The sequence below is a fragment of the Notoacmeibacter sp. MSK16QG-6 genome, assembly GCF_024158145.1.
Taxonomy (GTDB): Bacteria; Pseudomonadota; Alphaproteobacteria; order Rhizobiales; family Rhizobiaceae; genus Notoacmeibacter.
Genome location: NZ_JAMYXM010000001.1, coordinates 715,675 through 729,284 on the forward strand (window position 1 = coordinate 715,675; position 13,610 = coordinate 729,284).

A 13,610-nucleotide genomic window follows, 5' to 3' on the forward strand; every position below is an offset into this window, starting at 1 on the left:
CGCTTTGAAAATGGACTTGGTTAAACGGCTCCTGCGTTCTGTGTTAAACAGAGCCGACAGCAGTTGCATTCTGAAACGATATTAAGGGTCGCGATCCGGCTTTCAGCCGGCGAATTTGCCGCTCTTCGGAAAGCCTTTCGGCACCATGCGGCCCGCCATGGCACGATCGCCCTTCCATTCCAGAAGATCGTCATTGGAGCGACTGAAGCTGCGACCTGCACTATCCTGCCAAGTCAGGCCATCGGGAAGGTTGAACACCTGGATATCGGAAACGCCGCCATCCTTATAGCGTTGCAGGCGTACACCCTTGCCGCGCGTCAATTCGGCGACCTGCTCGACAGGGAAAACCAGCATTTTCCGGTTCTCGCCCACAATCGCCACGGTCTCACCCTCGACGGGAACAGCGAAAGCAGCTTCGTCCGGCGCTTTAACGTTAAGCGCCTGCTTGCCCTTGCGTGTATTGGCGACGAGATCGTCCTCGCCAGCCACGAAACCGTAACCTGCCTTGCTGGCCACCAGTCGCTTCTTACCTGGCTGGTGAACGAAAGCGGTCACGATATCGTCGTCATTTTCCATATCGACCATAATGCGGATCGGTTCGCCCGCACCTCGGCCGCCCGGTAGCCGGTCAGCGCCAATCGTATACACACGACCGAAACGGGACATGACCAGAATTTTGTCGGTCGTTTGCGCATGAAATGCGATCTTGAGGCCATCTCCGTCCTTGAAGGACAGGTTCGACATGTCGGCGAGATGGCCCTTGAGTGCCCGCACCCACCCCTTGTTCGAAAGAACGACCGTGACCGGTTCCTTCTCGATCATGGCCTCTTGAATGGCCGCCAAATCCTTAGCCGGCGCATCGGCAAAATCGGTTCGCCTGCGTCCGATATCGGTCTTCGGGCCGAATATCTTTCTGACTTCGCGTATCTGACCGGCAATGGTTTTCCACTGCTCTTCGTCGGAAGCGAGAAGCGCCTCGAGGCCGGCTTTTTCTTCGGTCAGATTTTCGTGCTCGCGGCGGATTTCCATTTCTTCGAGCTTGCGCAAATTGCGTAGCCGCATGTCCAGAATGGCGTTGGCCTGCACTTCGGTCAGATCGAAGGCGGCAATCAATTCGGCCTTGGCGTCATCCTCCTCGCGGATGATGCGGATCACCTCATCCAAATTGAGGTAGGCGATCAGCAGGCCACCCAGAACCTCCAGCCGCTGTTCGATCTTTCCGAGACGGTGCCGCGACCGGCGGATCAAGACATCCTTGCGGTGCTCCAGCCATTGCAGCAGGCAATCCGCGAGCGACAGCACGCCCGGCACTTTGCCGCCGGACAGCACATTCATGTTCAGCGAAACGCGGCTTTCCAGATCCGTCAGGCGGAACAGGCTTTCCATCAGGAGTTCGGGGTCGACGGCGCGGCTCTTGGGCGTTAGAACGATGCGGATGTCATCCGCGCTCTCATCGGCGATGTCCTCGAGAAGCGGCAGCTTTCTGGCGAGCAACAGTTCGGCGGTCTTCTCGATCAGGCGGCTCTTCTGCACCTGATAGGGAATCTCGGTTACGACCGCGACCCAGTTGCCCCGGCCCAAATCCTCCTTGTGCCAGCGGGCGCGGACACGAAACCCTCCGCGGCCGGTCTCATAGGCCTCGGCCATGCTGTCAGCGCTTTCGACAATGATGCCGCCGGTCGGGAAGTCCGGCCCCGGCACGAAGCGCATCAGATCGCCGCTTTTGGTGTTCGGATGCTTGATGAGATGAAGCGCTGCGTCACAAAGTTCGGCGGCATTATGCGGCGGAATGTTCGTCGCCATGCCGACCGCGATGCCCGACGAGCCATTGGCCAGCAGGTTCGGAAATGCGCCGGGAAGAACGACCGGCTCTCGATCCTCTTCATTGTACGTATCGCGGAAATCGACGGCGTCTTCGGCGATCCCCTCCAGAAGAAGCGAAGCCACTTCCGTCATCTTGGCTTCGGTATAGCGCATCGCCGCGGCGTTATCGCCATCGACATTGCCGAAATTGCCCTGCCCGTCGACCAATGGATAGCGCACCGAGAAAGACTGGGCGAGACGCACCAGCGCGTCATAGATCGCGCTATCGCCGTGCGGATGGAATTTACCCATCACGTCGCCGACGATCCGGGCGCATTTCACATAGCCTCGATCCGGATCGAGGCGCAGCAAGCGCATGGCATGCATGATGCGGCGATGCACCGGCTTCAGGCCATCGCGCACATCCGGCAATGCGCGGTGCATGATTGTCGAGAGCGCATAGGCAAGGTAGCGCTCTTCGAGCGCGTTCTTCAAATCAATCGGAGTGATGTCGTCTTTTGGCGACTCGCCTTCCTGGCCCATAGGCTCGTCATAGCGAAATCCGCTCGTTTCACCAATCCGAAACGCCGCTTTCTTGCGGTTTTCACCGGTTTTCGACACGTTTGAGCGGGCAAGCCCCGCCGGACCGAGGGACGATCCGGCAAGGCTCGAAGATATTCAGCGCAGAACCTATCGCGAGAAACACTGCTGGTTCGGCAAAGCGCGGTTGGCGGCACGACGATACCAGCGCTCTCCGATACCGAGTGTGCGGCTGAGCGAGACATCCTCTACGCCGACACCGCCTAGGCAGACGCGGTCGGGCGTAAAGCTCTGGACGGTCGCACCAAGACGGACCGAACCGGTGGCATCGCGCCGGATTTTCCGCTTGAGCGTCACAGAGAGATTTGCATGCATGCGGCAGCCATCGAAACGAACGCGGTCGACGCTGTGGATAACAAGCGTTTTGCGGCGGCTGATTTCATAGCGCGTGCCGCGGACACGGGCATTCATCTGATTGCGGATATCGCCGGCAAGGGCATTGCCGATTGTTTCGACGACACGGCAGTCGACCTGGGCCATGGCGGGAGCCGGCTCTGCGAATGCAGCTAGCGTGACGGCTCCTATAGCGGCCGTGGCGCCAAGGGTCAGGGTTCTGAACAATGTGGGCATGATTGTTTCCTTTCCTTTTTGTCTCTTCCGTGGCGGAAGCAAGGCAATCATGGCAGGGCCACCCTATCGCGGCCATGAAGCCGCCGTTCAGTTCGGGTTCACCTCACGGACCGGGAGATCGCAATGTGCTGGATGGTTATCCAACCCTGAACGTCCTAACCGGCGGTGCCGGCAGACGATTTGGCGTTTCAATTGACGCTGAAAGCTTGATGACGCGCCTATAGCTAGCCATCTCGTTCAACTCGATGTGAGCGATTGTGTCTTTTCGTGCCCATTTTGAGCGATAGGTTGCCTTCAAACGCCCGCTCACGGCGGCCTATTACAAATGACCCAAAGGATTTTTGAAATGCGCCAGTTCTTGCTCACTGCAGGCCTCGGCCTTGCTCTCATGCCGGCCATCGCAATGCCGGCATGGGCTGTCGACGCGCAATCCGTCTCCGACCGCCTGGTCAAACTGCTCGGCGATGAAGGTGTGGAAATCGAAGTCGGGTCGGCAAAAGAAGATGGCGATGACGTCGTTCTGGCCGATGTGCAAGTCGGCGACGGCGACAAACAATTCTCCTACGACGAGATCCGCCTTGAGGATGTCACGGAGGACGGAGACTATTTCCGCATCCAGCGCGCCGAGCTACCCGCCAGAGCCGTCGACTTGGACGAAGAGACGAAGCTCGACCTTTCGGCCATTTCTTTCGAGCAGCTCCAGCTTCTTCGTCAGGACGATCCCGACAATATCGCCCCGATCCAGGTCGAAGCGTTCCAGATGGACAGATTGGCTGTCTCGGTGCCGGCTGGTGAATTCGTCAGGATGGAAAATCTGTCCGCCACCGGCATGAGCTACGATCCGGAAAAGCCGATGTCCTCGACCGGGTCGATCGGACGTTTTGTTTTCAATACGCAGCTCCCATACGGAGATGAGAGCAATGCGGAGAGTAGCCGCGCGATGCGCCAGCAATTGGCCGATCTTGGCTATTCCACCATTGAAGGCCGCGGCGAAGGCTCCGGCCGCTATGACCCGCAAAACGGCACTCTCACCTTCGTCCAGCGTATGGAATTCGACGATGCCGCCACCTTGCAATTCGAAGGGAAAGCTTCGGCGGTAACGCCCGAACTGATGCTGGAATTCCAGAAGCTCGACCGGAAAATCAGCCAGGTCGACGATGAAGAGCGTCAGTTCGAGATGATGACGCAAGAAATGGCGCCGCTCTACCGCCAGGTTGTGCTGAACAAATTTTCCCTTCGGATCGATGACGCCTCGCTGACCGACAAGATCATCGGCGTCGCTGCCAAGCGGCAGAATGCGCAGCCGGAGCAGTTAAAGCTCCAAATGGCTATGATTGCTCCCGCCGTTCTCGCATCTTACGTGCCGGCGGATCTGGCGCAGAAGGTGGGCGCGGCGCTTCAGACCTATCTGAACGATCCGCAGTCGCTCTCGATCATGATCGAGCCGAAGGACGGCACCACAGTGGGACAAATCGCCGATACTGCCAAATCCAACCCGCAGGAACTGCCGGCGCTTCTCAACCCGGACATTATGGCCAATCAGGCCGAGTGACGGCGACAGGCTCTCGCTATAAGATGAGAGCCCGCCGAGAGACTGCTCTACGCCTCGGCGGGCTTTTCAATTCTGTAGGCTGCCAGCGCCGTACCGACGATGATCTGTACGCCGAGAAGAAGCTCGCTTTCGGTAAGAGCGAACAGTTCGTTCTGGCCGTCGCCGCGCATACGATCCAGCAGCGGAACATGAACGAAGCCGGCCATTGCCGGCGCGTAGTCCGGCATGATTCGCTCCGACAGAGCGTGAAACATCACAAGATTGCAGAGATAACCGCCCGCGTCGTCACTCCATTCGACCGGCAGGTCGGCCGAAGCGAGGCGTTCGGCGATGCTCTCATTTGGCAGTGTAGAAATGCAATCGGATGCACCCTCTATGATCGGCTGGCGGGCGCGGCTAACGCCAGCATTGTCCGGCAGGTCTGAAGAGCAGAGATTACGCGCCAACCGTTCGAGACGAAAGCCGGTCGCGGCAAGCGCCAGACCGAAGTGAATGGCAATATCCGGGCGAAAATCCGCGCCGATGGCTTCCAATACACGCGGAGCCGCGGCGTAATCGACAGGCAGGATCGCGGTCGCGATATCGGCGCCGGCGGGACGCCAGCCGGCCAGCGCCTCCATCAGCCATTCGGTCGGATTGTCTGGCGCGCCGGGAAAAGCGGTAAACCCCGTTACCAGGATCTTGACCGCTCCTTCCCGACCGCTCATCGCGTCAGTCTTTTTCACGCGGGATGACCCGCATGTTCAGTTCGCGAAGCTGTGTGTTGGTCGCCGGGGCAGGAGCGCCCATCAGAAGGTCGCGCGCCTGCTGGTTCATCGGGAACAGCGCCACGTCTCGCAGGTTCTTCGCACCCGCCAGCAGCATGATGACGCGGTCGACGCCGGCCGCCATGCCGCCATGGGGCGGCGCGCCATACTGGAAAGCGCGATAGAGGCCGCCAAAGCGCTCCTCGACCACTTCTTTCGACAGGCCCGCAAGTTCAAATGCCTTGACCATGGTCTCCGGCAGATGGTTGCGGATGCCGCCCGATGCGATCTCGAATCCATTACAGACCATATCGTATTGAAACGCCTTCAGGCCAAGCAGCGCTTCGTCGCCACCCTTCTCCGCCTCGATCAGCGCGTCCATGCCGCCCTGCGGCATCGAGAATGGGTTGTGAGCGAATTCGATCCGCTTTTCTTCCTCGTTCCATTCGAAGAACGGAAAATCGACGATCCAGCAGAGTTCGAACCGGTCTTCATCGACCAGTCCGAGTTCCTGACCCGCACGATCGCGCGCAGCGCCGGCGAAAGTTGCAAAGCTTTTCGGATCGCCCGCCACGAAGAAGCAGGCATCGCCGGCTTGCAGACCAAGCTGGTTGCGGACGGCCTCGGTCCGCTCCGGACCGATATTCTTGGCAAGCGGGCCGGCGCCCGCGATTGCGCCTTCTTCCTCGCGCCAGAAGATATAGCCGAGGCCCGGCTGCCCCTGGCCCTGCGCCCAGGAGTTCATGCGGTCGCAGAAGGCGCGGCTGCCACCGCTCTTCGCAGGAATCGCCCAGACCTGATTCTTCGGAGACGACGCAAGAATGTTCGCGAAGACCTTGAAACCGGAATCGCGAAAATGGTCGGAAACCTCTTCCATCTCGATCGGGTTGCGCAAATCCGGCTTGTCGGAGCCATATTTGCGGATCGCCTCGTCGTAAGGAATGCGGCGGAAGGTTTCCGTCACCGGCTTGCCGTCCGCGAATGTCTGGATGACATCCCGCATGACCGGCTCCATAGTGCCGAGCACATCGTCCTGCGTGACAAAGCTCATTTCCAGGTCGAGCTGGTAAAACTCGCCCGGCAGGCGGTCGGCGCGCGGGTCTTCATCACGGAAGCACGGCGCGATCTGGAAATAGCGGTCGAAGCCAGAGACCATAAGCAGCTGCTTGTAGATCTGCGGCGCCTGCGGCAGGGCATAGAATTCGCCGGCGTGGATGCGGCTCGGCACCAGAAAGTCGCGCGCGCCTTCGGGCGACGATGCCGTCAGGATGGGCGTCGAATATTCGGTGAAGTTTGCCAGCGTCATCTGCCGGCGCATCTCAGCGACCACCTTGGTGCGCAGGACGATATTGTTGTGCAGCTTCTCGCGTCGCAGATCGAGAAAGCGGTACTTCAGGCGGACCTCTTCCGGATAATCCAGATCGCCGAAGACCGGCAGAGGCAGTTCCTTGGCCTCGCTCAGAACCTCGATATGACGAGCAAACACTTCGATATTGCCGGTCGACAGGTTAGGATTGACCGCCTCGGCATCGCGTTGCTTCACCGTGCCATCAATGCGAATGACCCATTCGCTGCGCAATTTCTCTGCGGTGGTAAAGGCTGGAGAATCCGGGTCTGCCACGATCTGGGTGATGCCGTAATGGTCGCGCAGATCGATGAAGAGTAGGCCGCCATGGTCGCGTACGCGATGAACCCAGCCCGAAAGGCGCACCGTCTGACCGGTTTCGGAAAGCGAAAGCGCACCGCAATTATGCGTGCGATAGCGATGGATGGAATCGTCCATTTCTCTAAAAACCCTTGAGGTCTAAGCGGGCGCCGGCCCGTCAATATCCGATGCTGGAATGCGCCTTCGAAGAGGCGACGTGGACCAGCGAAAACCGGCGCGGACAAGCGCATGGGAAATGGCCTGTGTCAAGGCGAACACGGGATGCGCCTTGACGACGACCGGTAGCGGCCCTTAACGGATGGGCCGGATGAAGGCAACCAAAAGACGATTTGCCAGGAAAGAGGCGCAATGCAGATCATTACCCGGACGGATGAACTCGACGCAGTCGTCGATGAGCTCTCCAAAGCGGAATTCGTCACGGTGGATACCGAATTCATTCGCGAAACGACCTTCTGGCCCGAACTCTGCCTGATCCAGATCGCCGACGATGAAAATGTCTATCTCATCGATCCGCTGGCCGAAGAGATCGATCTGTCTTCGTTCTTCGCGCTGATGGGCAATGAAGCGGTGGTCAAGGTCTTTCACGCCGCGCGGCAGGATCTCGAAATCATCTACAAGATGGGCGATCTCATCCCGCATCCCATCTTCGACACGCAGATCGCCGCTATGGTCTGCGGTTATGGCGATTCGGTTTCCTATGATGCGCTGGTTCAGAAAGTGACCGGCAAGCAGTTGGACAAATCCAGCCGCTTCACCGATTGGCGACGCCGCCCACTTTCGGAGAAGCAACTGAACTACGCTGCCGCGGACGTGACGCATCTTCGCGATGTATACCGCGAACTGAAGCAGAAGCTCGAGAGCACGGGCCGGACCCATTGGGTGGCGGAGGAGATGGATGTTCTGACATCGCCGACCACTTACGACCTGAAACCTGAAGATGCCTGGCGACGCCTGAAGATGCGGGTGCGCAAGCCACGCGAACTGGCCGTCATGCAATCCGTCGCGAAATGGCGGGAAGAACAGGCTCGTGCACGCAACGTGCCGCGCGGACGCGTTATAAAGGACGATGCCATCTACGAAATCGCGCAGCAGCAGCCGAAAACACAAGAGGCGCTCAGCCGCCTTCGGGCCGTGCCGAAAGGCTGGGAGCGATCCCAATATGCGCAGGGCCTGACCGAGGCCGTTAACGAGGCCCTGGCCCTTACAGACGATGAGCTACCCAAACTGGAACGCCAGCGCCGTTCACCTGAAGGCGCGGGCGCGGCCAGCGAACTTCTCAAGGTTCTGCTGCGGCTGATTGCAGAGCGCGAAGGCGTCGCCACCAAGGTGCTTGCAACCACCGACCAGATCGACAAGATCGCGGCCTTGGGGGAGCGGGCCGACGTGCAGGCACTGTCGGGTTGGCGTCGTGATGTGTTCGGAGACGAAGCGCTCAAGCTGCTGAGCGGGAAAGTTGGCCTGGCCTTCCGCGACAGGAAGATTGCCGCCATCGAACTCTAGATCGATTTGCAGCCGGTGCTTTCCGTGCCGTGCGGGCGGCCTAGATGGGTAACGAGCCAAAAAGGCCAATGCCCACCCGGATTAGACCCTTGCTGACCAATATTCTTATCATTCTCGCTCTTTTCGTTGTCAACGGCATTCTGGCCATGAGCGAACTGGCCGTGGTATCCGCCCGTCCGGCGCGGCTGAGAACCAAAGCGGACGAGGGGTCGATTGGGGCGGCCATGGCGCTTCAACTGGCGGAGGATTCAGGCCGGTTTCTGTCCACGGTTCAGATTGGCATCACGCTGGTCGGCATCGTTTCGGGCGCTTTTTCGGGAGCGACGCTCGGCCTGCAACTCGCCGACATTCTGAAAGACATGGGATGGAATGCCGATACCGCCGATACGCTTGGCGTTGGCATCACCGTCGCCGCTGTAACCTATCTGTCGCTGGTGATCGGCGAACTGGTGCCCAAGCAGATCGCCCTTCGCCATCCGGAAGCGATTGCGACAAAGGTCGCCGGACCGATGCGCTTTCTGTCGAAGATCGCCGCGCCGCTTGTCTGGATTCTCGATATGAGCGGCAAAGCGGTGCTGTTTCTGCTCGGCCAAAGCCGTGAACTGAAGCAGACCGTCACGGACGAAGAGGTGAAAAGCGTCCTCAACGAGGCGGAGGAAGCCGGCACGATCGAGGCGGAAGAAAAGGAGATGATCAGTGGCGTGATGCGGTTTGCCGATCGCCAGGCCAAGGCGCTGATGACGCCCGCTATCGAAGTGGAGATGCTAGACGTCGGCCAGAACGACCAGTCCATCCGAGAGCAAATCGAGGCGACGCGCCGATCTCGCCTGCCGGTCAGGGATGGATCGGATGACAACATTCTCGGCGTTGTGCGAACGCAGGATCTGCTGATTGCCTATGGTAGGGGCGAACAGGTGGACCTTCGCAAACTGATGCAGAAAGCGCCCGTCATCTACGAGAACGCCCGCTCCATACAGGTGCTCGACAAGCTGAGGGAATCCGCCGTCAATATGGGACTTGTCTTCGACGAGTATGGCCATTTCGAAGGCGTCATCACGACCGAGGATATTTTGGCGGCCATCGCAGGCGTCTTCGAAGAAGACGACGATGGCGAACCGGCTTTCGTCCAGCGCGAAGACGGCAGCTATCTCGTTTCAGGCTGGATGCCTGTCGATGAGTTCCGCGATGCGTTCAAGGTGGCCATCCCGCCAGGCGATTATGAAACCGTCGGCGGGTTAACGCTGGAATCGGTCGGACATCTGCCTGCCGTGGGAGAAGTGTTCGAGGTGTCCGATTGGACATTCGAAGTCGTCGATCTGGATGGACGGCGGGTCGACAAGCTCTTGATTACGCCACCCAGCCAGCCCGATAGTGCCGAGAATGACGCGACCGACACGAGTGAGCAGAGCTGAGAGCCCGAAAGCGCGCCACAGTCCGCTCAGTTCACGACCAGCCGCATCGGTCTATCGAGGTATTTCGAAAGCTTGGCGAGCCGATTGCTGGGCCGGACGCCGTGTAGCGCGCTCAAGGCTGCCGGAATAGCGATTTCTATGGTTCCGTCATCGTCAGTGCGGATCGTCAAACGCGGAAGCACGCCCGGCATCGAGGCCGAAAGCACATAGAGCACCCGCATGAGGAGACCCATCGTCCGGGCGCGGTGGATCATTCTTTCATCCATCAGCTTCAGAAGCTCGGTCGACCAGCCCTCATCCTTCACGCCATTATAGCGGTAGAAATTGGCAAGCGACAGAAAAGCGCGCCCGCCGTGACCGATCGCTGTGAGCGCTGAATAGGCGATCACGTTCATCGACTGCATTCCGCGATAGTCGGGATGCGCGCGCCAACCGAGATCGGCGATCAGACAGGTTGCACGTCGCAGGCGTTGTTCGTCTTCGGTTTCATCCAGGCCGAATTCCGCAAATGCCATATCGGTCCAGTCCGCCAGTTCTTCGGCATGTTTGACTGAACGCGCGCGCAGGATCGCCATCTCCCGCGCACCGACGAGCAACGGATCTTCCTGCCGATCCTCCTCGTCCAAAAGCGAAAAAAGATAGCCTTCTCGGACACCCACACCTGACGTGACAATCCGGGCCGGTTTCATCGCATCGATAATCGCAAGAAGGACAGCCGCGCCGTATGGCAGCAGGGATCGGCGGTTCTTCGAAACATCGCCGATACCATCGAAACGGTCGAGATCGCCAGCGGCGACAGTCTCCAGAAATTTGATCGTCGCAGGGGCGCGCGCATCGATGGCGTATTCGTGCAGGACCGAGAGTGGATAGTCGATGGTCGACATATGAAGGCGGGCGAGGTTACGCCATGTGCCGCCCACGGCGAAGAAATCGGCGCCTTCCGCTTCGCGCAGAAACGACGCGCGCTTCAACTCTTCGGCGGCAACCGCCCCCGCCTTCTGCGGATCGCCATCGGTAACGTCGGACAGGCGAAGGCCGCCCAGCGGCAAGGTAATGCCTTGTTCTGGGTGATCGCCGTTGACGCGGATCAGTTCCAGCGATCCACCGCCGAGGTCACCGGCTATTCCCGCCGGCTTATAGAAATGGGCCTTGACGGCCAGAGCCGCATAATAGGCTTCTTCCCGACCGGACAGCACGCGGATTTCCGTTCCGAGGCGCTTTTGAGCTTCCGCGATGAATTCCTCGCCATTCTCGGCTTCGCGTGCGGCTGCTGTCGCTATGACGTGAATTTCAGTCGCGCCGGCCTGTTCCGCCAATGCGCGAAAACGGCTGAAGGACTGGAGCGCCGCCTCGACCCCCTCGGTGTTCAAGCGCCCCGTATCAACGAGCGAACGGCCCAGGCCCGCCAGCATTTTCTCATTGAAGAAAAGCGTCGGCGCACGCGTGACGCCTTCGAAGATTACAAGACGGACCGAGTTCGAACCGATATCGACAATCGCGACGGGATCGCGGCCCGGCAGGCGGCCCTGAGACTGCAGCCTCATCCCTTGCCGGTTCCCGGTTCAGTTGCCGAGACCGACTGCTTGCGGCGGCGGCGGTAATTGGCAAAGCGCTTGGGCGCGTGACTCTTTATCGAAGCGCCGCGACCGGAAAGCGATGGATAGTTCATAAAATATTCCTGAACGCTGAAGGCTTCCTCGCCCTCCTCTCGCACGATTCGCTGCGAGCTGCCATCGGGCAGAATTTCCCAACTCTGCTGGTTGTCGATAATGTTGGCGACCATGATCTGATCGAGAATCTGCTCATGGACGGTCGAATTCTTGATCGGGACATGGACCTCGACGCGCCGGTCCAGATTGCGCGGCATCATATCGGCGCTGCCGATATAAACGATTGCCTGATCGCTCGGCAGACCCCGACCATTGCCAAAGCATATGATACGGCTGTGCTCCAGAAAACGGCCAACGATCGATTTGACGGATATGTTCTCCGACAGGCCCGGTACGCCCGGTCGCAAAGAGCATATACCCCGGATGACGAGGTCGATATCCACGCCGGCCTCGCTGGCGCGGTAAAGCGCGTCGATGATCGCCGGATCGAGCAGGCTGTTCAGCTTCATCCAAATCTGCGCAGGCCGGCCCGCTTTGGCATGAGCGATCTCGTCTTCGATATGGCCGATCATGCGGTCGCGCATGATAAAGGGCGAATAGGCCAGCCCGATCTCATCGGCCGGTTCGGCGTAGCCGGTGACGAAATTGAAGATTTGCGCCACGTCATGGGCAATCGTCTCATCGACCGTGAAGTAGGATAGGTCTGTATAAACCTTGGCGGTGATCGGGTGGTAGTTGCCAGTGCCGACATGGCAGTATGTCACCAACCCCTTCTCTTCCTTGCGGACAACGGTGGTCAGCTTGGCGTGGGTCTTCATTTCCAGAAATCCGAAAACGACCTGAACGCCTGCCCGTTCCAGATCGCGCGCCCAGCGGATATTGGCCTCTTCGTCAAACCGCGCCTTCAGCTCGACAAGGGCGGTCACGCTTTTGCCCGCCTCGGCCGCATCGATCAACGCACGGATGATGGGGCTATCGTTCGATGTGCGATAGAGCGTTCCCTTGATCGCTACGACATTGGGATCCTGCGCTGCCTGACGCAGAAACTGGACGACGACATCGAAGCTTTCATAGGGGTGATGGACAACAATATCCTTCTCATGAATGGCGGCAAAACAATCACCGTCATGTTCTCGGATGCGCTCCGGGAACCGCGCCGAATAGGACTCGAACTTCAAGTCCTCACGTGGCAGCGAAACGATCTCCGAAATCTGATTGAGCGCCAGAGGGCCTTCGACAACCGAAATACGGTTGCCGGCCACCTCAAGGTGTTCGGCGACGAAATCACGCAGAGCCTCCGGCATGTCCGACGAAAATTCCACCCTGACCACGGTGCCCTTGCGGCGACGTTTCAGAGCGCTCTCGAAATAACGGACGAGATCCTCGGATTCCTCCTCGACCTCGATATCGCTGTCGCGGATGACGCGAAAAGTGCCGGAGCCGATCACCTCGAAGCCCGGAAAGAGCTTCGGTACGAAAAGCTCGATCACCGCTTCCAGTGTGATGAAGCGGGTCGGCTGACCGGCCCTGTCGGGCAATTGGATGAAACGGGTCAGAGCAGGCGGCAAACGTAGAAGCGCGCTCATCTGCTCACGCGTTGTTTTGCGTTTCAGCTGCAATGCAATCGAGAAGCCGAGATTGGGTATGAACGGAAAGGGGTGGGCCGGATCGATGGACAGCGGGGTAAGTACCGGAAACACCGAATCATCGAAATGTTCGGTGATCCATTTGCGGTCCGCCTGGCTGAGTTTTCCGGCCTGGACCAGTTCGATATTATGCTCTTTCAGATCGTCTAGAAGTTGAACGAGCACCTTCTGCTGTTCGTCCTGCAGGCGACCGGCTTCCTTCAGGATGACGTCGAGTTGCTGGGCAGGAGTGCGGCCATCGGCAGATCGCACGGTAACGCCGGCCTTGATCTGACCGGCAAGCCCGGCCACTCGGACCATGAAAAACTCGTCCAGATTATCAGCTGAGATCGAAAGAAACCGGAGGCGCTCCAAAAGCGGGTGGTTCTCGTTGGTCGCCTCTTCAAGAACTCGCCGGTTGAACTGGAGCCAGGACAGTTCGCGATTGACGAAGCGCTCGGGCCGTTCGCTCAGGGGTACATCGCCGGAATCGGGCACAGGATCGACCATCGATCCGTTGGCGGCA

At 59.2% G+C, this 13,610-nt stretch carries 9 protein-coding genes; 3 read left to right on the forward strand and 6 right to left on the reverse strand.

The features are described from left to right. Positions 1-102 precede the first annotated feature (102 nt). A complete protein-coding gene (parC, locus tag NIM86_RS03480; protein WP_253380688.1) occupies positions 103-2,346 on the reverse strand; it encodes a DNA topoisomerase IV subunit A in 2,244 nt (747 codons plus the stop codon). Between the two features lie 147 nt (positions 2,347-2,493). Further along, positions 2,494-2,973 carry a hypothetical protein gene (locus NIM86_RS03485; protein ID WP_253379136.1) on the reverse strand — a complete coding sequence of 160 codons (480 nt, stop codon included), beginning with the start codon at positions 2,971-2,973 and terminating at the stop codon, positions 2,494-2,496. 346 nt (positions 2,974-3,319) lie between these two features. Here NIM86_RS03485 and NIM86_RS03490 point away from each other — a divergent pair, with 346 nt between their 5' ends. After that, complete coding sequence (locus NIM86_RS03490) at positions 3,320-4,525, forward strand: hypothetical protein (RefSeq protein ID WP_253379138.1); 1,206 nt, start codon at positions 3,320-3,322, stop codon at positions 4,523-4,525. Positions 4,526-4,572: 47 nt separating this feature from the next. Here NIM86_RS03490 and NIM86_RS03495 read toward each other — a convergent pair whose 3' ends face one another. Both NIM86_RS03495 and aspS read right to left on the reverse strand, forming a co-directional pair. Continuing rightward, positions 4,573-5,232 (reverse strand): pyroglutamyl-peptidase I, encoded by a 660-nt coding sequence (locus NIM86_RS03495; RefSeq protein WP_253379140.1) that lies wholly within the window; start codon positions 5,230-5,232, stop codon positions 4,573-4,575. A 4-nt stretch (positions 5,233-5,236) separates the two neighbouring features. Beyond that, positions 5,237-7,054 (reverse strand): aspartate--tRNA ligase, encoded by a 1,818-nt coding sequence (gene aspS / locus NIM86_RS03500; RefSeq protein ID WP_253379141.1) that lies wholly within the window; start codon positions 7,052-7,054, stop codon positions 5,237-5,239. Positions 7,055-7,291: 237 nt separating this feature from the next. Between aspS and rnd the strand changes: the two genes are divergently transcribed. Together rnd and NIM86_RS03510 are read left to right on the forward strand one after the other, a co-directional pair. Next, entirely contained in the window at positions 7,292-8,437 is a 1,146-nt protein-coding gene (rnd, locus tag NIM86_RS03505) for a ribonuclease D (RefSeq protein ID WP_253380690.1), read from the forward strand. Positions 8,438-8,526: 89 nt separating this feature from the next. Next, the gene (locus NIM86_RS03510) at positions 8,527-9,849 is read left to right on the forward strand and encodes a hemolysin family protein (RefSeq protein WP_253379142.1); all 1,323 of its coding nucleotides are present in this window, start codon (positions 8,527-8,529) and stop codon (positions 9,847-9,849) included. Between the two features lie 26 nt (positions 9,850-9,875). On the opposite strand, the gene NIM86_RS03515 is transcribed toward NIM86_RS03510, so the two are convergent. Together NIM86_RS03515 and NIM86_RS03520 are read right to left on the reverse strand one after the other, a co-directional pair. Further along, positions 9,876-11,393 (reverse strand): Ppx/GppA phosphatase family protein, encoded by a 1,518-nt coding sequence (locus tag NIM86_RS03515; RefSeq protein WP_253379143.1) that lies wholly within the window; start codon positions 11,391-11,393, stop codon positions 9,876-9,878. Next, positions 11,390-13,594: an RNA degradosome polyphosphate kinase gene (locus NIM86_RS03520; RefSeq protein ID WP_253380692.1), complete on the reverse strand. Its 2,205-nt coding sequence runs from the start codon at positions 13,592-13,594 to the stop codon at positions 11,390-11,392. Before NIM86_RS03520 ends, NIM86_RS03515 begins: the two co-directional genes overlap by 4 nt. Positions 13,595-13,610: the final 16 nt, after the last annotated feature.